Source organism: Bacteroidia bacterium, from assembly GCA_020852255.1.
GTDB lineage: Bacteria > Bacteroidota > Bacteroidia > JADZBD01 > JADZBD01 > JADZBD01.
This window is the reverse complement of record JADZBD010000002.1, coordinates 179,794-203,220: the sequence shown is the minus strand read 5'-3', so window position 1 is coordinate 203,220 and position 23,427 is coordinate 179,794. Positions and strand designations below refer to the sequence as shown.

18 protein-coding genes are annotated in these 23,427 nt (G+C 49.0%); 13 read left to right on the top strand and 5 right to left on the bottom strand.

The features are described 5' to 3' along the window. Positions 1-4 precede the first annotated feature (4 nt). From bcrC to IT233_01550, 13 genes are all read left to right on the top strand, one after another. On the top strand, positions 5-1,168 hold the full coding sequence (gene bcrC / locus IT233_01610; protein MCC7301315.1) for a benzoyl-CoA reductase subunit C: 1,164 nt from the start codon (positions 5-7) through the stop codon (positions 1,166-1,168). 37 nt (positions 1,169-1,205) lie between these two features. Continuing rightward, complete coding sequence (gene bcrB / locus IT233_01605) at positions 1,206-2,507, top strand: benzoyl-CoA reductase subunit B (GenBank protein ID MCC7301314.1); 1,302 nt, start codon at positions 1,206-1,208, stop codon at positions 2,505-2,507. A gap of 35 nt (positions 2,508-2,542) precedes the next feature. After that, entirely contained in the window at positions 2,543-3,964 is a 1,422-nt protein-coding gene (locus tag IT233_01600; GenBank protein MCC7301313.1) for a benzoyl-CoA reductase subunit A, read from the top strand. 90 nt (positions 3,965-4,054) lie between these two features. Then, positions 4,055-4,894 (top strand): benzoyl-CoA reductase subunit D, encoded by an 840-nt coding sequence (locus IT233_01595; protein MCC7301312.1) that lies wholly within the window; start codon positions 4,055-4,057, stop codon positions 4,892-4,894. After that, on the top strand, positions 4,891-6,636 hold the full coding sequence (locus tag IT233_01590; GenBank protein MCC7301311.1) for an AMP-binding protein: 1,746 nt from the start codon (positions 4,891-4,893) through the stop codon (positions 6,634-6,636). Before IT233_01595 ends, IT233_01590 begins: the two co-directional genes overlap by 4 nt. Before the next feature lie 2 nt (positions 6,637-6,638). Beyond that, positions 6,639-7,853, top strand: coding sequence for a 2-hydroxyacyl-CoA dehydratase (locus IT233_01585; protein MCC7301310.1), 1,215 nt, complete (start codon positions 6,639-6,641; stop codon positions 7,851-7,853). A gap of 1 nt (position 7,854) precedes the next feature. Beyond that, positions 7,855-9,684: a 2-dehydropantoate 2-reductase gene (locus tag IT233_01580; protein ID MCC7301309.1), complete on the top strand. Its 1,830-nt coding sequence runs from the start codon at positions 7,855-7,857 to the stop codon at positions 9,682-9,684. Beyond that, positions 9,659-11,134 (top strand): hypothetical protein, encoded by a 1,476-nt coding sequence (locus IT233_01575; protein ID MCC7301308.1) that lies wholly within the window; start codon positions 9,659-9,661, stop codon positions 11,132-11,134. The genes IT233_01580 and IT233_01575 overlap by 26 nt, the downstream gene beginning before the upstream one ends. 4 nt (positions 11,135-11,138) lie before the next feature. Further along, entirely contained in the window at positions 11,139-12,401 is a 1,263-nt protein-coding gene (locus IT233_01570) for a thiolase family protein (protein MCC7301307.1), read from the top strand. Then, a complete protein-coding gene (had, locus tag IT233_01565; GenBank protein ID MCC7301306.1) occupies positions 12,398-13,465 on the top strand; it encodes a 6-hydroxycyclohex-1-ene-1-carbonyl-CoA dehydrogenase in 1,068 nt (355 codons plus the stop codon). The genes IT233_01570 and had overlap by 4 nt, the downstream gene beginning before the upstream one ends. Positions 13,466-13,469: 4 nt before the next feature. Beyond that, complete coding sequence (gene oah, locus IT233_01560) at positions 13,470-14,564, top strand: 6-oxocyclohex-1-ene-1-carbonyl-CoA hydratase (GenBank protein MCC7301305.1); 1,095 nt, start codon at positions 13,470-13,472, stop codon at positions 14,562-14,564. A gap of 7 nt (positions 14,565-14,571) precedes the next feature. Further along, on the top strand, positions 14,572-15,345 hold the full coding sequence (locus tag IT233_01555) for an enoyl-CoA hydratase/isomerase family protein (protein ID MCC7301304.1): 774 nt from the start codon (positions 14,572-14,574) through the stop codon (positions 15,343-15,345). An 88-nt stretch (positions 15,346-15,433) separates the two neighbouring features. After that, positions 15,434-16,447 carry a COX15/CtaA family protein gene (locus IT233_01550; protein ID MCC7301303.1) on the top strand — a complete coding sequence of 338 codons (1,014 nt, stop codon included), beginning with the start codon at positions 15,434-15,436 and terminating at the stop codon, positions 16,445-16,447. Between the two features lie 16 nt (positions 16,448-16,463). On the opposite strand, the gene IT233_01545 is transcribed toward IT233_01550, so the two are convergent. The 5 genes from IT233_01545 to IT233_01525 are packed head-to-tail and all read right to left on the bottom strand — an operon-like array spanning position 16,464 to position 23,409. Continuing rightward, complete coding sequence (locus tag IT233_01545; GenBank protein MCC7301302.1) at positions 16,464-16,775, bottom strand: hypothetical protein; 312 nt, start codon at positions 16,773-16,775, stop codon at positions 16,464-16,466. Positions 16,776-16,792: 17 nt separating this feature from the next. Next, the gene (narI, locus tag IT233_01540; GenBank protein ID MCC7301301.1) at positions 16,793-17,518 is read right to left on the bottom strand and encodes a respiratory nitrate reductase subunit gamma; all 726 of its coding nucleotides are present in this window, start codon (positions 17,516-17,518) and stop codon (positions 16,793-16,795) included. Between the two features lie 2 nt (positions 17,519-17,520). Beyond that, positions 17,521-18,249 carry a hypothetical protein gene (locus IT233_01535; protein MCC7301300.1) on the bottom strand — a complete coding sequence of 243 codons (729 nt, stop codon included), beginning with the start codon at positions 18,247-18,249 and terminating at the stop codon, positions 17,521-17,523. 7 nt (positions 18,250-18,256) lie between these two features. Beyond that, positions 18,257-19,747 (bottom strand): nitrate reductase subunit beta, encoded by a 1,491-nt coding sequence (gene narH / locus IT233_01530; protein ID MCC7301299.1) that lies wholly within the window; start codon positions 19,745-19,747, stop codon positions 18,257-18,259. Positions 19,748-19,767: 20 nt separating this feature from the next. Next, complete coding sequence (locus IT233_01525; GenBank protein ID MCC7301298.1) at positions 19,768-23,409, bottom strand: nitrate reductase subunit alpha; 3,642 nt, start codon at positions 23,407-23,409, stop codon at positions 19,768-19,770. Between the last annotated feature and the right edge of the window lie 18 nt (positions 23,410-23,427).

Below are 23,427 nucleotides of genomic sequence, written 5' to 3'. Positions count from 1 at the left end.
TCAAATGGATGCGTTACAAAAGGTGTTGAACTATTGTGAAGAAACCGCTTTTGACCTGGATTTCAAAAAAGCAAAGCAATGGAAATCGGCGGCAAAAAACCGCGTGCTTGTAGGCTATCTTCCTATCTATTTTCCGCGTGAAATCGTACATGCTGTCAATGGGCTTGCGGTAGGAGTGATGGGTGCCGGAGACCGAAAGCAAATCATTAAGGGCGATGCCTATTATCAGTCCTACATTTGCCACCTTCCGCGCGGTGTTGTGGAGATGGCACTGGATAATAATCTCAATGATTTCGACGGCTTCGTTTTTCCGGCTATCTGCGATTGCGTGAGAAACCTTTCCGGAATGTTCAAGCTGGTGAAAAAAGGTAAGTTCCAGAGGTACTTTGATTACCCGCAAAATTTCACGCCGGAAACCGGTGGTGTTTTCTACCGGCATGAACTGGAAAAGATCCTGGACGATACATTTAAGGTTAATGGGCTGAAAACCAGCGTGGAAGCTCTCAATAAAGCCATTGGTTTATTTAACCGGAACCGGAAACTAATCGAAGAGATATATGATATTCGTCAGCTTTTCCCCTGGAGATTATCCGCAGTGGATACCTATCATGTCCTGCGGGCCGGCCTTGCCATGCCTGTAGAAGAACACAATGTGATACTGGAGGAAGTACTGGGACATATCTCAAAGGAAAGAGGGGAGGAGATGGACAATATCCGGGTGGTTGTTTCCGGCTCCTTCTGTGAACAGCCTCCGGTAGGGCTTATTAAATCCATCGAAATGGCAGGGTGTTATATTGTGGATGATGATTTTATTCTGGGTTCCAGATGGATCCAGGGCGCAATTAACGACACAAGCAGCGACCCGCTGGGAGCCATCACGGACGCTTTCCTAAACCAGAGCACCTTCGCTTCCTGCTATTATGATGTGGGCAATCCCAAAGGGAAAAGACTGGTAGAGCTCGCCAAGCGTCGCAAAGCCGACGGGGTGGTATTCTCTGCTGCCAGCTTCTGTGATCCCGCACTGCTGGATCGCCCGGAAATGCAAAAAGAGTGTGATGCGGCAGGCATTCCACATGTGAATTTCCAGTTCCACGAGAACACCGGACAGTTCAAGGTGATTAAAGAACAGGCCGGAACGTTCTCGGATTCTATTAAGCTTTGGTCATAAAATAAGGAGTTATCTCCTGAAGAAAACAATTTAGAAAATGGCAAACCCAAAAGAAGCAGTTAAGGAAAAGAGCATGGTCATCCAGAAGGAGATGCTCGCGAAACAATTCAGTGAACTCAGCAAGGCGAAGGAAACCGGCAAAAAGGTTTGCTACACCTTTGTTCCCGGAAACCTGATTGAACTGATCATGGCCTTCGATATGCTCCCGGTGTATCCGGAGATCAATGCCCTGCAGTCGGGCATGAGAAAGAAATCCGGCGGTTATATCAAGGACGCTGAAAAAGTGGGACATTCGGAAGATGTTTGTACATACGTAAAATGCGACATTGGAATGTTCCTCAACGGCAACATCGGTCCAACGGGCGAGAAGCTTCCGGAGCCCGATCTTCTGCTCCTGAGTTATACCGGATGTTTCACCTTTCTTAAGTGGTTTGAAAACCTGAACCGGCTCTACCCAAATGCAGAGGTAGCCATGCTGCACACGCCTTACCAGGAGGACGGAAAAATAACACAGGAGCAGATCGATTACATGGTAAAGCAGCTGAAGGAGGAAGTGATCCCGAAATTTGAAAAGGTTACAGGAAAGAAATTTGACCCGGCAAAACTCACCGGCCTGCTGCAGAATTCAGTAGAAGCGGAAAACTATTGGGTAAAGATCCTGGAGATGGCCAAGAATAAACCTTCTCCGATTGACGCATACTTTGCAGGGGTATATTACATGGGCCCCATCAATACGTCGTTCCGTGGAAGTCCTGAATGTGTGGAGTATTACAAGGAACTTTACAAGGAAGTGAAAGAACGGGCGGATAAAAAGCTGCTCCCGGTTACCCCTGAAGGAGAAATGGAGAAGGAGCGATTCCGGCTGGTAGTGGAAGGACCTCCGAACTGGACCAACTTCAGAGAGTTCTGGAAAATATTCTACGATTTGGGAGCAGTGATTGTGGCCTCTACTTATACCAAGGTGGGAGGTGTATATGATCAGGGCTACCGTCAGGATCCTTCCAAGCCGCTGGAGAGTATTGCAACGTATTGTATGGGGTGCTACACCAATTTGAATTTGCCGCAGCGCGTGGATCTGATTGAAAAGTATGTAAAAGAATATAAGGCAGACGGATTCCTGATTAATTCCATCAAGAGTTGTAATTCATTTTCCGCAGGGCAGCTGATGATCATGCGGGAGATCGAACAGCGCACGGGCGTACCAGTGGGATTCATTGAATCGGATCTCGTTGATCCGAGGTATTTCTCCTATGCAAATATTAAAAACCGGCTCGAGTCTTATTTCCAGATGCTGGAACAGCGGAAAATTATTCTGGAACAGGAACAGGTGCAGGCCTGATTATTAAACATTCACTAACCAAGAAACATTCAGTCATGAGTAAATATTATCTCGGTGTTGACCTCGGCTCTACCACTTCCAAAGCAGTAATTATTAACGAAGCGGATGAGATTATTGGCAGAGGCATCACAAATACACGTGCCAATTATTCTGTTGCCGCAGATATAGCACGCGATGAGGCCACCTACAATGCCCGCTTCTCTGTTCTAAAAAAGAACCTGGAAGATGAAATCAAGGCAAAGCCGGAATACCGGAAATACATTGCTGACCTGGAGAGTGTGTTCCAGTATGAGCAATTCAAGGTGAAACTTGACCGGCTTGGCGAGGAGCTGGTGAAAACCTGCGACAACTTCTTCACGGAGAAGACCCTCAGAGAAACAATGCTGAATCACCTCCGGGCCATTCGCCGCGCTTTTAAGCCGAAAATCAAACATGATTATTTGTACAACGACCTCGGTTCCAGGAATCAGTTCTTCCGCGATATCGTTTCAGAGAAATATAACGAGGAGGTCAATAAGCTGGACGCAACCCTTTTTGAACCGCTGATGACCGTGTGGGATAAAAGTATTTCACCGGCGGAAAATGAACGAATCAAATTCGACTTTAAGGAACTCGTTCATAAAGCAATGGATGAATTAAAAGAGAAATACAAAAACCTCCCGGAATCTTCGCTTGATAACAAGAGCGTGCATTTTGACGCCGAGATGAATCTGCTGCGCGGAAATTTCGACCATGTTTCGGATACGCTCCGTAAACATATTGATGATATCGCTGAACTGGATTTTGAAATCGAGAACATGACCGGCACTGGGTACGGCCGCGCTTTGCTTCCCTTTCCGCAGGAATGTATCCGCTCGGAGATCCTCTGTCACGCTTTTGGAGCGCATGCTGTATTCCCTGAAACACGTACCGTACTGGACATCGGAGGACAGGATACCAAGGCCATTCAGGTGGATAAATACGGACTCGTAACAAGCTTTCAGATGAACGATCGTTGTGCCGCAGGATGCGGTAGATACTTGGGCTATATCGCAGATGAATTAAGCATCTCCCTGAATGAACTCGGGCCGCTGGCCATGGAGGCTCAGAAGGAAGTGAACATCTGCTCAACCTGTACGGTATTCGCAGGAGCAGAACTCAGAGAACTTACCAACCTTGGAGAAAAGCGGGCCGATATCCTCGGCGGATTGCATAAAGCCATTATCATGAGGGCAATGTCCCTTATCGCCCGGTCCGGTGGTGTGTTTAACGAATTCACCTTCACCGGAGGCGTGGCCCGAAACCCCGCGGTCATTAAGTACCTGGGCCAACTGGTGCGTGAAAACTATGGGGATAATATTAAGATCAATATTCATACGGATAGTATCTTCATGGGTGCCCTGGGCGGAGCAATGTTCGCCCGCAGGAACATTAAGGCGGACCTGCCCGGAGCTAAAACCGGAAAAGCGGTAGCATGACGCTAATCATATTATGATGCTGATCATACATATTTTTTGTCACGAAGCGTTACTTTAAAAGACATTCAAGAGCTAAATTATCTCAATACTATGGCAAAGCAGATTCTGACACTTGGCATTGATGTTGGCAGCAACTTCATCAAAAGCGTTCTCATAGATTATTCCGACAAACCGAAGATCATCGACAAGGTCACCGAGAAAATCCGTAAACGTAACCCCACACAGGTGGCCGATGAAATGATTCAGTCTATGCTTACACGGAATAAGTTGAAGTACGAGGACCTTGCCTATCTCGCCTCCACGGGAGAAGGTGACCTGGTTAAGCGGAAGAAGGGTCACTTTTACGGAATGACTACGCATGCCAGAGGAGCCAATTTCTTTTTCCCCGATGCGAAAACAGTGGTAGATATGGGTGCGCTGTATGTGCGCGCAGTAAAGATTTCCTCCGATGCGAGAGTAGAGGACTATAAAATGACCGGACAATGTGCATCAGGATCCGGACAGTTTGTCGAAAATATTTCCAGATACCTGGGTCTTTCTATTGAAGAGGTAGGAGATGTTTCATTGCAGTCGAAAGAGCCCGAAGTTTCCTCCGGAATCTGTGCGGTGCTGGCTGAAACAGATGTCATTAACATGGTGTCCCGCGGTATTTCCACTCCGGATATTATCAAGGGAATTCATATTTCGATCGCTAACCGTATCATTAAACTTTTAAGTTCTCTGAAGGCAGAGTCGCCCATCGTTCTCACCGGAGGTATGGCCCTCAACAAGGGCATGCTTCAGGCAATCGGTGACCAGTTGGATGAGACCGGAAAAAAGTTTGAAATCAAAACGCATCCCGATGCGATCTATGCAGGTGCCATCGGTGCCGCATTGTGGGGTGGTTTCCGTTATCTGAAATTGCGCGATAAGCAACAGGCTGCGGCATGAGCGAGATGCATTCGGAACCGGCTCCCGAGTTACGATTTCCAAATGTGGGAAGTATGCTCGGGCATAATGCGCTCCGCTTCCCTGATCATCTGGTATTTGCCTCCCGGTTCGGAGAGGATTATATCGGAATCACATGGAAGGAACTTCATGCCAATGTTTGCCGCATCATTGCATTTCTGAATAAACAAGGTTTCGGCCGCGGAAGCCGGCTCATGATTTTTGCTCCTAACTCGGTGCAGATGCTGCAGACCGAACTGGCGGTAATGAGTATGGGGGGTGTTTGCATTCCTGTTTTTGCGTGGTTCAAAGCACACGTTTTTCACTCACTCTTCGAGCATTCTGATGCTACGTTTCTTGCGGTGGGAGGAAAAGAACAGATTGCTCAACTGGGAGAGGCTGCCAGGTGCAGACATATTATCGTATTTGACGACACCGTTACCGGCATTGCCTGTAATACCACCGGATGGAAGAGCGTGCTGGAAACCGTGCCTGGGGAAAACGACAAGCCGGATACTACGGTCAGCCCGGATGAGATATGTCTGAATATGTATACCTCCGGCACAATGGGCATTCCCAAAGGAGTACAGCTCACCCACCGGAATATTCTTTCCCAGCAGGATGCGTTGTGCAAGCGATGGAACCTGGACCATACGGATCGCTTTCTTTCTTACCTCCCCTGGCACCACAGCTTTGGAGGTATATTCGAACTCTTCGCCGCACTTTATAACGCCGCAACCCTTCACCTCGAATCCGGTTACGGAAAGGATCCTGCAAAAATCCTTGAGAACTGGGAAAAAGTGAAGCCTACTGTTTTCTTCAGCGTACCAAAAGTATATCAGTCGCTGGCCGAACTCGCTCACTCCGACAAAAAAAAGGAAGACCTCTTCTTCCGGTCGGGTCTCAAATTTATTTTTACGGCGGCAGCCCCTCTTCCCAGAACGCTCAGCGATGAATTTGAAAGTCACAGCATCGCTGTCATGGAAGGATGGGGCCTGACCGAAACCGCCCCCTGTTGTACATTAACCATCCCCGGCAAGAAAAGAGAACCGGGTGTTGTTGGATTTCCCATTCCGGGTGTAAAAGTGCGCCTCTCTGCAGAAAAGGAAATTCAGGTGAAGGGTCCTAATGTTATGAGGGGCTATTACAAGAACGATCGCGCCAACGAAAGCGCCTTTACCCCGGACGGCTGGTATTGTACGGGCGATGTTGGAGAAATCTCTCCAAACGGGTTGAAACTCATTTCCAGGAAAGACAGGATATTCAAATTAACAAACGGAGAAAAGGTGATCCCTACCGAAATGGAGGAGATTATCCAGATGAAGTGCCATTATGTGATGCAGGCAATGGTGGTGGGAGGTGGAACAGAGTATCCTGTAGCCGTTATTTTTCCCAACCGGAAATTATTTAATAATCCGAATTATGTAAAATCTCCTGATGAGGGATGTTATTGCCCGCGCACAATGGATGAGCTGGGGAAATGTCTGCAGGGTTGCCTGCGTGACGCAAACTGCCTGGTAAGCCAGAAGTTTTCCCGGATCCGTTTTGCCATGATTATTGATGATGAATTGTCTATCGAGAAAAGCACACTTACTCCTTCACTGAAAATTGCGCCCGGTCGGATTCAGGACGTATACAAAGCGCATATTGAAAATATGTACGGGGCCAATCACCCGGTAAGCGAGGAAGTGTTTATTGTTAAACTTGATTCGGATGTGAATAATCCGGCACCGGTTACCCGATGAGTATGTACGAAATAAAAAGTACGGTCAACCTGAAGAAAGTCATGAAAGACTACTTCACGGATTTTCTGAAACCCGGAAAGGTAGCCTGGTGTACAAGTGTGGGTCCTGCAGAATTACTCCGTTCCTTCGGGTTCAAAGTTTATTTCCCGGAAAACCACGGAGCTTTGCTTGGCGCAACCCGGCTGGCCGGAGAGTACATCCCGGAAACAGTAAGTATGGGATATGCGGGTGATATCTGCTCTTACCTTACTTCCGATATTGGCGCGTATTTGAAGGGAGAGACCCCGCTTACTAAGCATTATGGTCTTCCTTCCATCCCGAAACCGGATCTGATTGTTTACAATACAAACCAGTGCAGAGAGGTGCAGGATTGGTTCAACTATTACGGAACCCGTTTTAATTGTCCTTCTGTGGGAATTTTCCCGCCCCGTCATATCAGCGCCATTACGCAAAGTGAGATAGACGACGTAGCGCGTCAAATGGAGGAACTGGTACCGGTTTGTGAAAAAACCAGCGGCGTAAAATTCGATATCGACCGCTTCCGTGAAGTACTGAAGAAAAGCAAAATAGCTACCAACCTCTGGAAAGACGTGCTGGCTACTGCAAAAAACACACCTGCACCGCTTTGTTTTTTTGATGGCGCAATTCATATGGGGCCTATCGTTGTTCTTCGCGGAACAGATGTGGCCGTGGAGTATTACCGGGGATTGCTGCAGGAACTGAATGATAACGTGAAGAAGGGACTGGGAATGATTCCTGGAGAACGTACCAGAATGTATTGGGACGGCATGCCGATATGGGGGAAACTGCGGAATCTTTCCGATTTGTTTTGTGCAAATCATTCCAGTGTAGTTGCATCTACTTATTGCAATAGCTGGGTGTTCGATGCCTTCGATGAAAAGGATCCTTTCCGCTCATCAGCAGAGGCGTACACCGTTATTTTTATCAACCGCAGTGAGGAAGCTAAATTTCAGTTGCTGAAATCCATTGCGGAAGAATATAAAGTGGATGGAATGGTATTTCATGATGCGAAAACATGCTTTAACAATTCCAATTCAAGATTCGGACTGCCCCAGCGGTTTTCCTCCGCTACCGGAATTCCCTCCCTGGTTATTGAAGGCGACCTGTGTGATCTGAGATTTTATTCGGAGGGGCAATCGGTAACCAAACTGGAAACCTTTATTGAACAACTGGAAGGTATAAAAGAAATAAGCTGATATGAGCGCGGCAAAAATAAACAGGGTAGCTGTGGTTGGGATGGGTCCGGTAGGAATGATCCTCAGTGCACATCTGCAGGAAGCCGGACTTGAAGTGGCCGTTTGTGATCTTGATAAGGTCAAGATCAATAGTATCCGCGATCAGGGTATCACGCTATCCGGCGCCATCAACCGGAAGGTAAAGTTCAAGGAGGTCTACTCTTCCGTGAAGGAACTGGCCCATCTTAAACCGCAGATCATATTTCTCTGTCTGAAAACAACGCAGCTGCCGCAGTCAGTGCGTGACGTGGAGGCGCTGGATCTCGGAGACGCTGGCGTGGTGTGTGCCATGAATGGTATTGATGTGGAGAAGATGATATCTTCTGTGCTGGGAGAGGGGCGCACGTTCCGGATGGTGATCAATTTTGCCGGAAACCTCACAGACCCGAGATCTACAAATGTTACATTTTTTAATCCGCCGAATTACCTGGCATCCATGGATGATTCCCGGCGGGATCAGGCGGAGTTTATTTCAGCCAGGCTAAGTGAGGTTAAACTGGAGACCACCCCGGTCACTTCATTCCAGATCCTGAAGTATTCCTGGGAAAAAACCATTCTGAATTCGTCGCTGAGTGCCTTGTGCGCCGTCGGACGGCTCACCATCAAAGAAGCGATGAGCAACCCGGATACCGTAGAACTTGCAGAGCAAATTATCGAGGAGGCGGTGGAAGTGGCAGAGTCGGAAAAAATCAAGTTCGAAGACGATTTTATCCGGAAATGCCTCCGGTATCTTGCAAAGGCGGGAAACCATTTCCCTTCCCTTGCGGTGGATTTGCTGAATAACCGGCCTACGGAGATTGATTATCTGAATGGGAAAATTGTTGAGTATGGCCGGAAGCATTACATCCGGACCTCGCTGAATCTTACGTTTACTAATATGGTGAAAGCCATCAGCGGAAAAAGCATTTCTTCCAGCGTTCAGAGCACACGGCAGGCGGTTCTTGCAAATATCACCCCGGTGGCCAACGGCAAAGAGAAGCAGGTTCCGAAAGGAGATTGTTTCTTAGGTGCCGACCTGGGTTCGGCCTACACGAAATTTACGATCATTGATTCTTCGGAACGTGTGGTGTTCCGGATGGCAGTGAAAACACTGAACAGGGAAAAGATATCCGTAAAGCATGTTATCGAGACACTGAAAAAGGAATTTCCCATCGTACGAACCTGTGCAACCGGTTACGGACGCCGCCATCTGCCGGCAGCGGATCTGGTGAAAACAGAATTGAACTGCGCATCTGTTGGTGCGGAAAAAAGTCTGGCCGGACAGAAGACTATTATTGATGTGGGGGGTGAGGATATCAAGATCATTCGCTGCAAGGAGGATGGCTCCATTGATCAGTTCATAATGAATGATAAATGTGCCGCCGGCACCGGATCTTTCATTACTGAGATTGCGGAGCGGGCCGACATCCGTATCCAGGATATGAGCGACCTCGCACTGAAATCGAGTTTCGGGCGTGAACTGAACAGCTTCTGTACTGTGTTTGCAAAAACAGAGGTCATGAGCTGGCTTTTCGAGGGAATGCCCATTGAAGATATCGCCAGGGGAATCTATGTATCCATCCTTAACCGGGTGGTGAAAATGCGAATTGATCCTAAACTTCCCGTGCTGATGATTGGCGGAGTTGTCGCCCATCACCCGCTCCTGGCAAAATTACTTCAGGAAAAGATCAATATCCCCGTAACAATTGCGGATCAGCCCCAGTTCGTTGTTTCACTGGGTGCTGCATTGTATGCCAGAAGAGCAGATCAAAAAAGCACGAAAGAAAATGATGAAGCTTACATCAGGTCGTAGCAGGTGGATGGCTTTTTTCCTGATCGGATCTGCCGCCTTGTTTCATGGCTGCACGAGGGATACGGGTACTGCGGATTATTACGGATACCCGCACGAAGTGGGAAAGATCCTGATTAACCGCTGCGCTAACTCCGGCTGTCATGATCAGAGAAGCAAAGACGCCTGTGCCGGCCTGGATCTCTCGTCCTGGGAAGCATTGTTTCGCGGCAGCCGGAATAATTCCGCGGTAATACCTTTTCGGCCGGATCAGAGCTTCCTCCTTTTTGCGGTGAACACTTTCAGCGATCTGGGCCCTCAGCTCAGTCCAACCATGCCTTACAACAAACCGGCCCTGACCCGTGAAGAGGTCATGACCCTGCGTGACTGGATTGCCAATGGTGCGCCGGATGAAACCGGATTCGTAAAGTGGTCTGACCAGCCAAACCGGAGAAAAATATTTCTGGCCAACCAAGGATGCGACCTTCTCACCGTATTCGATGCTTCATCGCGATTGGCCATGCGCTGCATTGATCTCGGAAACCTGCCTGCAACGGAAGCGCCGCACGATATGTATGTTTCCCCCGATAATCAGTACCTGTATGTGTCTTATTATGTCAGTGATATTTTCCAGAAATTCAGAACCTCCGACTACGTTAAGGTGGGCGAGCTTAATCTGGGTGTTTACAGCTGGCACTCCCTTTCTATATCCGGCAATTCCCAGTATGCCATTGCTTCACATCTTGCCTCGGACGGAAAGGTGGCACTCCTTGATCTGAATACCATGCAGGTTATTGTAACGTATGAGGGCAGCGGAACATTTATCTATCCGCACGGCAACGCCATGAACTATGATGGTACCTTGGCTTATATCACCTGCCAGCAGGGAAATTTTATTTACAGAGTGGATATGACCGATCCTTTCAACCCCGATATCTCACAGGTGGTGCTGCAAACCGGTGATTTCCCCAACACCAGTGGTATCTATAAACCCTACGACGTTGAATTTTCTCCGGATTATTCAAAATATTACGTGACGTGTCAGGGGACCAATGAGTTGAGAATTTTTAAGGCATCGAACGACAGCCTTCTTCAGGTAATCCCTACCAGCGGCGTTCCGCAGGTGATGGCCTTCTCGGATGTGAATCCGTATGTGTTTGTACCGTGTATGGAGGATACAGCGAATCAGGTTACCACCAGTTCTGTAAACGTAATTGATCTGAATACGAATCAGCTGATTACCGCCATTTATACCGGGCACCAGCCCCGAAGCGTGGTGGTGGATGATGCCACCAATTGTGTATGGGTTGCCAACCGGAATCTCTTCGGGGTAGGGTGGGCTCCGCATCATACTACGGCCTGTGCCGGCCGGAACGGATATCTCACGCTGATCAACCAGTCTACGCTCCAGCTTGTTCCGGGATGGAAATGTGAAGTTTCCGTTGACCCTTACCATATAACGATCAAGCAGTAAGGGAATGAAGGGTTATTTTAACAGGGCCAAAGGTGTAGGCATCAGCTTTGATGACATTTTTCTTGTTCACGGGGCGCGAACAGGTTTTGGTAAATACTGCGGCACCTTAAGTCAGGTTTCGCCCACGGACCTGGGTATTATTGCTGTTAATGCGGCCCTGCAAAAGGCCGGCGTAAAAGCGGCGGAGGTGGACCAGCTCATTGCTGCCAACATCGGCCAAAGTTCTGCTGATGCCTATTTTCTGCCGCGGCATATCTCTCTATTTACCGGTATTCCTATAGAGGTTCCCGCCTTAATGGTTCAACGCATATGCGGCTCGGGATTTGAAACACTGGTAACGGGCGGCGAGCAGATCACACTTGGGAAGGCAGGACTTATTGCATGCGTGGGAACAGAGAACATGTCGCTGGCTCCAACGGTGAATTTCGGCGGAAGAATGGGTTATCCGTTAGGGCGGCCTGTTTTCAAAGATATGTTGTGGGAAGCGTTAGACGATACCGCCGCCGGTTATCCCATGGGATTTACCGCGGAAAATGTAGGGCGGCGTTATAAGATTAACAGAAGGGAAGCGGATGAATTCGCTGCACTTTCCTTCGCGCGTGCCCTCGCGGCGCGCGACAGAAAGTTTTTTGAGGAGGAAATTGTTCCTGTAAGCAGTGGCACCTTTGAACGCCAGGATCTGAAACCACGAAAATATTCACTGCCCGCAGGCGCTGAAGGGTTTTCCCGCGATGAACATGTACGAGCCACCACCATGGAAAATCTTGCACCCCTCCGGCCGGTATTTGAGAAGGTGGGAATTCTTACCGCGGGGAATTGTTCAGGTATCGTGGACGGAGCTGCGTCCCTGATTATCGCATCCGGCAATGAAATTAAAAGCAGGAATTTGAATAAACTGGCACGCCTCGTTGCAGGCGCCAGTGCGGGTGTTGATCCGCGTGAAATGGGATTAGGACCTGTTCCTGCCATCCGCCTGCTGCTGGAAATAACAGGATTGCATCTCGATGAGATCGGACTCTTTGAGATCAATGAGGCGTTTTCTGCACAGGTAATCGGTTGCGAGAGAGAGCTGGGCATCAACAGAGAGAAGCTCAACGTAAATGGTGGCGCCATCGCCATCGGACATCCGCTGGCAGCTACAGGTGTGCGTCTTTCGCTGACACTCGCCAGAGAAATGAAAATCAGAAAAGTAAAATATGGGATCGCCACTGCCTGCATCGGCGGAGGCCAGGGTACGGCGATCCTTCTAGAAAATCCCGCAGTATGAGCACAGAGAAAATGCATCAATGGCAAATGGCAGAGCTGGGAAAAGAATTCCGGCTCGCATCTGCAGAATTACCCGTCCCGGGTCCGGGCGAAGTGGTTGTTAAAGTCGCAGGTTGCGGCGTATGTCATACCGATTTAAGCTTCTGGCACAGTGGCGTGCAAACCAAGCATGCGCTTCCTCTTACACTCGGACACGAGATAAGCGGCAAGGTGGTCGCCGGAGATCCTGCGTGGATGCATAAGTCGGTCATTATCCCTGCCGTTCTTCCCTGCGGGCAATGCGAATTCTGCAAAAACGGACGAAGTAACATCTGCCGGAAGCAATTGATGCCGGGTAACGATTTCCATGGCGGATTCGCGTCGCACATTAAGGTGCCATCGGCTTTCCTGTGTGAGGTACCGGAGGCAGTACTCAGGAAATATCCCCTGGAGCATCTGGCTGTAATTGCGGATGCCATATCTACTCCGTATCAGGTGGTAAAAAAGTCGGAACTCTCAGCCGGAGACCTGGCCCTTGTGATCGGCGTAGGAGGGGTGGGAATCTACGGCGCTATGCTGGCAAAAATTGCCGGGGCCAAGGTGATCGCCCTGGACATCAATGACGATAAATTACGCATCGCTTCTGAAAATGGTACCGATGCAGTGCTGAATACAAAGGGATTGGATATTAAAGGGGTAAAGGATAAAGTCAAGGAACTTGCCGCAAGCATCAACGCCCCGAAATTCGGATGGAAAATATTTGAATTCTCAGGAACGAAACCCGGGCAGGAGCTTGCCTTCAATCTGCTTACATTTGCATCCACATTCTCTGTGGTGGGATTCACAATGGACAAAGTAGATGTTCGGCTCAGCAACCTGATGGCTTTTGATGCGAAACTCATCGGAACCTGGGGCTGCCGTGCAGAACTCTACCCTGAAGTGCTGGACCTGGTGGCGAAGGATAAACTGAAAATAGCACCCTTCATTCAGACATTTCCTATGTCGGAAATTAATACCGTATTTAAGAATACACTTGAACATAAATATACCCGGCGCTCGGTGTTAGTCCCGGATTTTAAAAACTGAAACTATGGAACTGAAAAATCATGATCTCACACAGGTAAACTACCGGGAGATTAGCTATGAAATGAAACCTGTACTGGATAAGAATGGCTCACCGGTGGCAGGCCTTCACATCGCGTGGATCGCACTCAATAATCCCAAACAGTATAATTCTTATACCACCGGCGCAGTAAAAGAAATCATCCTGGCCTTCGGACAGGCATCCAATGACCGAAGTGTGGTGGCTGTAGTGTTTACTGCCGTGGGCGACAAAGCGTTCTGTACGGGCGGAAATACCAAGGAGTACGCTGAATATTACGCAGGTAATCCACAGGAGTATTCCCAGTATATGCGTTTGTTTAACGACATGGTTTCTGCGATCCTCAAATGTGAAAAGCCGGTGATCTGCCGTGTAAATGGTATGCGAATCGGAGGAGGTCAGGAGATCGGAATGGCATGCGACTATACCATTGCCAGCGACATGGCTAAGTTCGGCCAGGCGGGTCCTAAGCACGGGTCGGCACCGATCGGGGGAGCTACGGATTTTCTGCCTCTTTTCATCGGCGTGGAACGCGCCATGTCTTCGCTAACGCTATGTGAACCGTGGTCTGCCCATCAGGCGTATCACTTCGGCGTTGTCACCGAGATAGTTCCTGTACTTAAATACCAAGGAAAATTTATTCCTAATCCGCTGGTTGTTACGGATCGTATGGTGGACGAATTCGGAAAACTTGTGATAGGCACACCGAAGAAGGGAGCCGACCTTGCCAAAGGAAAGGAGATGATGGCGGCGTCGGAGGTGGATCTGAGCCTGCTGGACGGTGCAGTAAACGGTCTGGTTACTAAATTGCTCTATACCTTCCCGAATTGTATGAATAAAACCATCAGTGAAGTCAGAAAATTCAAACTGGAACACTGGGATAAAAATAAAGAAAGCAGCCGCGAATGGCTTGCCCTGAATATGATGACCGAAGCCAAGGCCGGTTTCCGGGCTTTCAACGACGGACCAAAGGATAACAGGGAAGTGGACTTTATACTTTTACGTCAGCTGCTGGCTAAAGGGAAGGAATGGGGCACAGAGATGGAACAAGCGATCGCACCTGCACTGCACGAACAGAAATAAAATAGGTATGGAAAAAATCAAACTGAATTATTCCCACTCAGGTACGGTGGCCAGGATCACTCTGGCAGCCGAGAAGGGAAATATTCTGGACAGCATCATGATGAATGACCTGAAAAAGGCCTTTATCGAATTTGCCGGTAAGCCGGAAATTAAGCTACTGGTCTTTGAAGGCGAAGGAAAACATTTTTCCTTTGGTGCAAGCGTAGAAGAACATAAAAAGGAACATGCGGCGGAAATGCTCCGTTCCTTCCATAATCTGTTCTATTCTATTCGCGATCTTGCTGTACCCGTAGTAGCGCTGGTAAGCGGACAATGTTTGGGGGGGGGAATGGAAGTGGCACTGGCAGCCAACTTTATTTTTGCAGACCAAAGCGCGCGGTTCGGTCAGCCGGAAGTGGTGCTGGGGGTTTTCCCACCTCCGGCTTCAGTTATTCTGCCGGAAAAAATCGGACTCGCGCGTGCCGAAGAATTATTACTCACCGGAAAGTCTGTAACAGCGGCAGAAGCCCATCAGATGGGACTGGTAAATAAAGTATTTGAGAGTAAGGAAGCAATGAATATCGGACTGGAGGAATTCATTCGTGATTTTATCGCTCCCAGAAGTGCCTCGTCTCTTCGCTTCGCAGTAAAAGCTTCCAGGGCCAAGTTCAATCATGTGCTGGGGAATTTCCTTGCTCACCTGGAGGATATGTATGTGAATGAACTCATGGAAACGAACGACGCATGCGAGGGCATCAATGCCTTCCTGGAAAAGCGCGCGCCGGTTTGGAAAAATCGCTGAGAATTCACTGATAGTCAGGTTGCTGGAGCTTCCGAAAACAGGGGCTTCACGGCCGCAACGGTAAAAGCGATATATTCGGGGACTTTCTATGTCCCTGCGCTCGAATCCTCATTTCCCTGTGATCGTATGGCTTACCTCCGGTTGTGTGCTGGTGCTTTTTATGGTTTTGCTGGGAGGTGCAACCCGACTCACGCAGTCGGGGCTCTCAATGGTGGAATGGTCGCCTCTTGGATCATTGCCTCCTATGAACGAGGCCGACTGGCAAAGGGAATTTGAAAGCTACCAGACTTCGCCGGAGTATAAAATTCTTAATAAGCATTTTTCGGTAGAGGATTTCAAGGAGATTTACTGGTTTGAATTTATACACCGCATGACCGGGCGTTTCATCGGTATTGTATTTATCATACCCTTTCTCTGGTTTTTAATCCGCCACCGGTTTCCGCCCGGATTCCTGAAGAAAATGCTCTTGCTGCTTTTGCTGGGAGCATTACAGGGTGTGGTGGGATGGCTGATGGTGAAAAGCGGACTTCAGAAAAATCCTCATGTAAGTCATTATCGCCTCGCGGCACACCTGCTGATGGCGCTGACGCTCTTCGGTTTTATTTTCTGGTTTATGCTGGATCTTATTCCCGGAAAAGAGAAAAGTACCCGTTCATCCCGCTGGCCAATGGGTTTGCTGCTGTTGTTGTTACTGCAGATCTTTTATGGAGCGCTTACGGCCGGGTTAAAAGCAGGATATCTCTACCCAACGTTCCCGCTGATGGGAGACCGTCTTATCCCGCCGCTCAGCGTGCCGGGATCCGGCTGGGAAGTGATACTGGAAGGCCAAGTTGCCGTTCAGTTCATTCACCGCCTGATTGCCTTTACATTATTATTTCTTTCAATGGCGTTCTTTTATTCGGTGCGCCATGTTGATCCGCGCAATCCACTGAGAAGGGGTGCACAACTTTTTATTTTGGGAATGGGAATACAGGTGTTATTGGGAGCACTTACCGTATGGACAACCGTGCACATTGTTCCGGCGGTGGCACACCAGGCCATGGCATTCATTCTGACAGCGATTCTATTGTGGACGCTGCACAGAATGCAAATTCAGAAATAGAAGAAGCGGTTCTCTTTCAGGAAGAGAAAACCCAGATCATCGCACAGGCGAATACCACCAGCACCCCTACCGTAACGAGTTTTGGATTCGAAGCGGCTGACCGCAGAATAGGGAAGTGGAGAGCTGTTTCTCCTCCGTGTTCACGTAAGGTATGATTCGCTACCATGAAGGAACGAAGAACCACCAGCAAAAGCAGCAAACCACCTCCTGCCAGTACGATATAGGTAAATACCTCGTTCAGGGTCATTGGCGCCGGAGCTGCATTGCTCTGTGCGGCAAGAGTTCCGCAGGTAAGTGCGGCAAGAAGAAATGAACCGGTTCTTTTCATTGGCTTGAAATTTAGAATCAGTTATTGTTGGTTTTATGCCCTTCTGAATGTGCGCGGGAGGTGCGGATATGCTTCCGGTTCCAGTTCCAAACCACCTGCTGGTAGCTTCTCCAGAGATAATCCACAGGATACACCAGGAAGTGAATGAAACGGGTGAAGGGAATAAATCCTACCAGTGCGAAGGCGCTGATCACGTGCACTTTGAGCGAGAGCGAAGTTACACTGGCAATACCGTCAATTTGCGGATCCAGTACGAAGATACTCTTCAGATAAGGGCTCAGGAACGCAGCGAACCAGGAAGATCCCCAGCGGCTGTAGTAGGCAACCAGCAGTCCGGAAATGATCTGGGTAAGAAGAATAATGTACACTACCAGATCCATCGGAGAGGTAACTATCTGAAGCCTGCGGTTGCTCAGGCGGCGAATGATCAGCATGACGATACCGAACAAAGCGCAAAGACCAAAGGCAAAGGAGGTGATCTCAAGAATCAGCAGCCGAACCGGTGTACCATTCCAGGCCAGCACGGCACGCGGGAACAGAAACGCAATGAGGTGTCCGAAGAAGAGGAAAAACAATCCCCAGTGAAAAGGCTGGCTTCCCCAGAAGAGTCTCCGCCCTTCCAGAAACTGAGAGGAGATGGAGGAAACAGTGAAGCCTCTGTTGATATACCGGTAAATGGAGCCTACAAGAAAGATCGCCAGACAGGCATACGGGAAGGCAACAAATAAGAGAAAGTTCGTCATAACTAATCGAGTTTATAGTTGTTAACTAAATCGTTTACTTCGGTATTCGTCATGTATGGAGCAGTGGTATTCACACCTTGTTTTTCAATAAATGCTTTATGATGCTGCAAATTCGGGATCGGGCCTGTAACGGCTTCAAAATGGACGTGAGAAAAATCCTTTTTCAGCATGTACACAAGCGCGGAGAACAGATTGCGAAAAACATTCTCACGGTTGAGCTCTTCCTGAATAATGGCCCTGTGCATCTTTTTCAGCACTTTAACTTTCAGGTCAATGCGGGCTTGTGCAAATTCGGAAATCATTTTTTCCACGCCGGGAATGAGAATCCGCACTGCAAGTTCTTCCGCCAGCGTCTGATTATCGGTCTTGGTGTACCATACCAGCACGTTGCTGATATTGTCGGACAAATCAGTACCGCAGTCGTTTCCGGCTTTCCGCTGTTCCTGTTGCATGTGCAGAAGAAATGCTCCCCTCTTGTAATCTTCTCCGAAAATAACAAAGCCGAGATCAAGGTAGCAGATAGGCTGTACATCAAATGTTTTTGTATACAACTCCTCGCGTTCGTCCTGGGTATGCGTATTCATGTATTCCAGAAACGGAAGCATTTCTTTTGCTGCTTCCGGATAGCGTTCCTGCAGCATGGCAAGACAATCAGCACCCCGTTTCGTGTAATCATCACCGGGATACCTGAGAAGGTCGGCAAACAATGTATAATGTTGGTACTTCTCCATTGTCTTGTTATAAACCTCTGGCGGGGCGTTCTTTGAATCCGAATCCTGTGGCACCCTTGAAGTCAGCTGTGTTCTCCAGCATTTCAATGGCTTCTTCTCTGTGTGCAGCGGGTATTACAAAACGCTCCTCAAATGTGGCCAGAGAGGTAAGGCGGAAAATGGCATTGGCCATATCCGCATCCATGTTAACCTCGTTCATGGCAGAAGATATTTCTGCAGAGTTCAGGTCTCCTACGGTTACACCACGACGATGCAGTCGAACGGCCATCAGTCGTTTAAATACCTCAACAATTTTGGTGGTGTTGCCCGCAGAGAACAGCGAAGCGAGGTACTTCATCGGAAGACGGTTGTTTTCTACCGGGTTCCACAGCGATTTTCCGGTGGAGTTGTATACTCCGTCAGAAACGGTAGCCATGGTCGGAAGCAACGCCGGAACATAGAACAGGTTCGGCAATGTCCGGAACTCGGGGTGCAAGGGCAGAGCGAGTCTCCACACTTTTACGAATTTGTAAACAGGAGAGTTCTGTGCAGCAGTAATGGTAGAATCGGCAATACCGTTCAGACGAGCCTGTTTGATCACTTCCGGATCAAACGGATCCAGGTAAATACCCATCTGCGCATTCACCAGTTCATCTTCCGGAGCAGATGCTGCCTTCTCGATCTTATCTGCATCGTAGAGCATTACTCCCAGGTAACGGATACGTCCCACACAGGAATGGAAACAGGCGGGCGGTTGCCCGGACTCCAGACGGGGGTAGCACAGAACGCACTTTTCTGACTTGCCGGTATTCCAGTTGTAATAACTTTTCTTATACGGACAAGCGGTAACGCACATCCTCCAGGCGCGGCAACGCTCCTGATTGATCAGCACTACGCCGTCCTCACCTCTTTTATAAAGCGCACCGGACGGGCAGGATGCCACGCAGGCGGGGTTCAAGCAATGGTTGCAGATACGCGGCAGGTAGTGGAATGTCATTCTTTCCAGCTGGAACATGGCTTCCTGCTCGGCCGGACTGAGGCTCCTGAGATTAGAGTCCTGACGGGCGTAATCAATCGAACCGCCCATATCATCATCCCAGTTAGGACCGGCCTTCAGATCGATCGGTTCCCCGGTAACGAGTGAAATGGCTCGTCCTGTGGGCTGGTCATCGCCCTCGGGTGCTGTAAACAGATCCTGGTACTTGTAGGCCCAGGGCTCATAGTAATCATCCAGCACCGGCATGTGCGGGTTATGGAAGATATTCTTTAGCCCTTTAAATTTTCCGGCACCTTTGAGCGATACAGAATCTCCGTTTTTCTCCCAACCGCCTTTGTAAATATCCTGGTTTTCCCATTTGGTGGGATAACCGGTTCCGGGCTTGGTTTCAACGTTGTTCCACCACATGTATTCTGCGCCCTTCCGGTCGGTCCAGATATTCTTACAAGCTATCGAGCAGGTATGGCACCCGATACATTTATCGAGGTGAAAAACCATTGAAACTTGTGACCGTACATCCATATATCTAGTTATTAGAGTGATTAATATTCAACTTTTTCCATTTTCCGTACCAGAACGTGCGTGTCGCGATTTACACCCACAGGGCCCCAGTAGTTGAAGTGATAAGAGAATTGTCCGTAACCGCCGCACATCAGGTTCGGTTTCAGGTGAACACGGGTGAAGGAGTTGTTCATTCCGCCTCGTCTCGGTTCGCCGTTCTTTCCTCTGCGCTCCTGTGACTTCGGAATGTTGTAGGTTCTTTCTACCGCGTGGTAAACCAGACACACACCCTTCGGTATACGCGCACTCACACAGGCGCGGGTAACGTACGTTCCGTGGTCGTTGTAAACCTCCACGTGGTCATTGTCTTTGATTCCCAGATCAGCAGCATCCTGCTCGCTCATCCAGCAGGGCTCATTGCCTCTGGAGAGTGTCAACATGCGGAGGGTATCTCCGTAGGTGGAGTGGATGTGCCACTTTCCGTGCGGAGTAAGGCAATTGAGTATCCTGGCTTTTCCGTCGTTCACGGTAACGCGCAGGTCACCGTACGCCTCCGGTGTTGGAGATGGTTTGTAAGTCGACAGGTGTTCACCGAACGCGATGTAAGCGTCATGATCCAGGTAGAAATGCTGTCGCCCGGTTAGTGTTCTCCATGGCACAAGGAAATCAACGTTGTAGGTGTAAGCCGCGTAGGTTCGTCCTTCGTGCATTACTCCCGACCAAAGTGGTGAAGAATTGTAACGCTTTGGCTGTGCCTGCAGATCTCTGTATTCAATATCAATCTGTTCATATCCGTCGCCCAAACGCTCAATTTCCGGCATGCCAATCTTCTTACCCATGATTTCGTAAGCACGTTTTGCCAGCTTTCCGTTCGTGAGGGACGACAGCTTTAGTACAGCGTTGATGGCTTCCACATCTTCCTTCAGTGAAGGATACTCCGTTCCGTCATTCCACTTGGTGATGTGCTGACGGTGTGTTAACATTTCCTTGTAGATGTCGTCTACCGGGAAGCCTACACCGTGAGCGCTTACTCCGTTCTTCTCAACGCCCTTGCCCAGGGAGATGTACTTGAGATAGATTTTTGAATAATCTCTTTCAACGAAAGAAATCTTATGCATTGTTTTTCCGGGGATGGCTTCGCACTCGCCTTTGCTCCAGTCCTGCAGACGCGGCTGTGTGATCTCGTCCTTGGAGTCATGCGACAGCGGAGAGTTCACTACATCCTTCATGATACCGGGAAGATAGTTGGGAGCCATTTCGCTCACCAGTTTCGCCAGTGCTTCGAAGATCTGCCAGTCCGACTTCGATTCCCAAACAGGGTCAATGGCGGCACCCAGCGGATGGATAAATGAATGCATATCCGTAGAGTTGATATCCGCTTTTTCATACCATGATGCTGTAGGTAATACGATATCCGAGTACAGGGCGGAGGTATCCATACGGAAGTTGATGTCCACCACAAGATCCATCTTGCCTCTCGCGCCTTCTTTCTTGTAAACAATGTCCTCCACAAGATCTCCGGCTACCTCATTGGCAATTTTGTTGGTGTGCGTTCCCAGGTAGTGATCCAGGAAATATTCGTGACCTTTTGCGGATGTTCCGATGGCGTTCCCTTTCCAGATGAACCAGTTTCTCGGGAAATTCACTTCCTCATCCGGTTCAACCACCGAGTGTTTCAGCTTGCCGCTCTTCAACTGCTCCACGATGTAATTCTTCATCTCATCGTCTGTCTTGCATCCGGCTGCCTGTGCATCCTTTACAATCTCAAAATTATTCTTGTTGTACTGGGGATAGTACGGCATCCATCCGTTCCGGACTGCTTTTACTGCCCAGTCTGCTGTGTGCATATGAGCCAGTTTGTTCTCCGGTACTGAGTTGTAATACCTCTGGTTGCCATCGTATCTCCACTGAGAAGAGTTGATGTAATGCCAGATGGGACCTTGCTGCAGTCTTGCAACAGTTCCCCAGTCTTTTGAACTCATGATGGTGGACCAGGAATCCATCGGTGCCAGTTTCTCCTGACCTACATAGTGGTTCATTCCTCCACCATTCTTACCGTTACAGCCGGTAAGCATCTGCGCCATAATAGCGGCACGGTACATCAGGTTACCATGGAACCAGTGGTTGATGGCTGCTCCTACGATCACCATGCACTTGCCTTCTGTGATCTCGGCGGTGCTCGCCCATTCGCGGGCTAACTGCAGTACGGTATCTCTTCCGATGCCGGTGAAAATTTCCTGCCAGGCGGGGGTATAGGCCTGGTTCTTGTCGTCATAAGATTTAGGATAATCGCCTTCCAGTCCGCGGCTAACACCGTACTGGGCCATCGTGAGGTCATAAATAGTGGCTACCGCTACTTTCTCTCCGTTGGCAAGGCTCAGGTACCTCACCGGTACACCGCGCATTGCTTTTTTATCCAGTCCGTACTCCACAAATTCCACCTGCAGCACACCTTCATTTTTTGCGAGCAGGGACAACTCCGGATCATATTCCTTATCGGTTACGGTGTCTTCATACTTCAGATTCCAGTTGCCTTGCTTATCATCCCAGCGATGTCCCATGGAACCTTTCGGAACAACAACTTTTCCTGTTTTGGTATCAAAATTCAGGAATTTCCAGTCGCCGTTGGTAATGTCCTTATACTGCGACATCTCGTTGGCACGAATCATGCGTCCCGGCACCAGCTTACCGTTTTCGGTATTCAGTCGAACCAGGAAAGGACAATCTGTATAACGCTTAACGTACTCAATGAAATAAGGTACCTGGCGCTTTACATGGTATTCTTCAAGAATAACGTGGGTAACGGCCATCCAGAAAGCTCCGTCGGAACCGGCATGGCAGGGAATCCACTGATCGGCATGCTTCGCAACCATGCTGAAGTCAGGTGACATAACAACCGTTTTGGTTCCGTTATGCTTCGACTCCGAGAAGAAGTGAATGTCTGGAGTACGTGTCATTCCCAGATTGGCTCCCATTGAAACGCAGAACTTGGAATGATACCAGTCAGCACTTTCACAAACGTCGGTTTGTTCACCCCAAATCTCAGGGTAAGCATTCGGGAGATCGCAATACCAGTCATAGAACGAAAGGTTCACTCCGCCCATAAGCTGTATATATCGTGCACCGGAAGCATAACTGAGCATGCTCTTGGCAGGAATCGGAGCAAAGCCGATGATCCGGTCAGATCCGTATTTCTGCACAGTATAAATATTTGCTGCAGCAATAAGCTCCAGCACCTCACTCCATCTGGCTCTTCTGAAACCACCCTTTCCTCTGGCGCGCTGATAGCGTTTGCGGGCCTCGGGATTCGACTGCAGGTTAGCCCAGGCTTTAACAGGGTCTCCGCCTGCTGCCTGCTTTTCTTTATTGAACAGATCCATCAGGGCTCCCCGCATGAGAGGATATTTTACCCGGATGGGACTATATAAATACCAGGAATAGGAAATACCCCTCTGACAGCCTCTGGGCTCATAAGGAGGAACTTCCTTGTTGAATTGAGGATAATCAACCTGCTGCATTTCCCATACAACAATACCATCCTTAACGTGAATGGCCCAGGAGCATCCGCCGGTGCAGTTAACGCCGTGTGTGCTTCGCACCACTTTGTCATACTGCCAGCGGTTCCGGTAAAATTCTTCCCACTTACGTGTTTGCGGGGAAATGATGTCTTCAATCCAGCTCATATGTTTGTTTTTATAGGA

Coding starts and splice junctions, on each gene's coding strand:
- oah (MCC7301305.1), top strand. CDS start 13,470: ATGGAACTGAAAAATCATGATCTCACACAGGTAAACTACCGGGAGATT.
- IT233_01580 (MCC7301309.1), top strand. CDS start 7,855: ATGAGCGCGGCAAAAATAAACAGGGTAGCTGTGGTTGGGATGGGTCCG.
- IT233_01570 (MCC7301307.1), top strand. CDS start 11,139: ATGAAGGGTTATTTTAACAGGGCCAAAGGTGTAGGCATCAGCTTTGAT.
- IT233_01550 (MCC7301303.1), top strand. CDS start 15,434: ATGTCCCTGCGCTCGAATCCTCATTTCCCTGTGATCGTATGGCTTACC.
- IT233_01600 (MCC7301313.1), top strand. CDS start 2,543: ATGAGTAAATATTATCTCGGTGTTGACCTCGGCTCTACCACTTCCAAA.
- bcrC (MCC7301315.1), top strand. CDS start 5: ATGGATGCGTTACAAAAGGTGTTGAACTATTGTGAAGAAACCGCTTTT.
- narI (MCC7301301.1), bottom strand. CDS start 17,518: ATGACGAACTTTCTCTTATTTGTTGCCTTCCCGTATGCCTGTCTGGCG.
- IT233_01595 (MCC7301312.1), top strand. CDS start 4,055: ATGGCAAAGCAGATTCTGACACTTGGCATTGATGTTGGCAGCAACTTC.
- IT233_01590 (MCC7301311.1), top strand. CDS start 4,891: ATGAGCGAGATGCATTCGGAACCGGCTCCCGAGTTACGATTTCCAAAT.
- IT233_01585 (MCC7301310.1), top strand. CDS start 6,639: ATGTACGAAATAAAAAGTACGGTCAACCTGAAGAAAGTCATGAAAGAC.
- IT233_01535 (MCC7301300.1), bottom strand. CDS start 18,249: ATGGAGAAGTACCAACATTATACATTGTTTGCCGACCTTCTCAGGTAT.
- had (MCC7301306.1), top strand. CDS start 12,398: ATGAGCACAGAGAAAATGCATCAATGGCAAATGGCAGAGCTGGGAAAA.
- IT233_01525 (MCC7301298.1), bottom strand. CDS start 23,409: ATGAGCTGGATTGAAGACATCATTTCCCCGCAAACACGTAAGTGGGAA.
- IT233_01545 (MCC7301302.1), bottom strand. CDS start 16,775: ATGAAAAGAACCGGTTCATTTCTTCTTGCCGCACTTACCTGCGGAACT.
- narH (MCC7301299.1), bottom strand. CDS start 19,747: ATGGATGTACGGTCACAAGTTTCAATGGTTTTTCACCTCGATAAATGT.
- IT233_01575 (MCC7301308.1), top strand. CDS start 9,659: ATGATGAAGCTTACATCAGGTCGTAGCAGGTGGATGGCTTTTTTCCTG.
- IT233_01555 (MCC7301304.1), top strand. CDS start 14,572: ATGGAAAAAATCAAACTGAATTATTCCCACTCAGGTACGGTGGCCAGG.
- bcrB (MCC7301314.1), top strand. CDS start 1,206: ATGGCAAACCCAAAAGAAGCAGTTAAGGAAAAGAGCATGGTCATCCAG.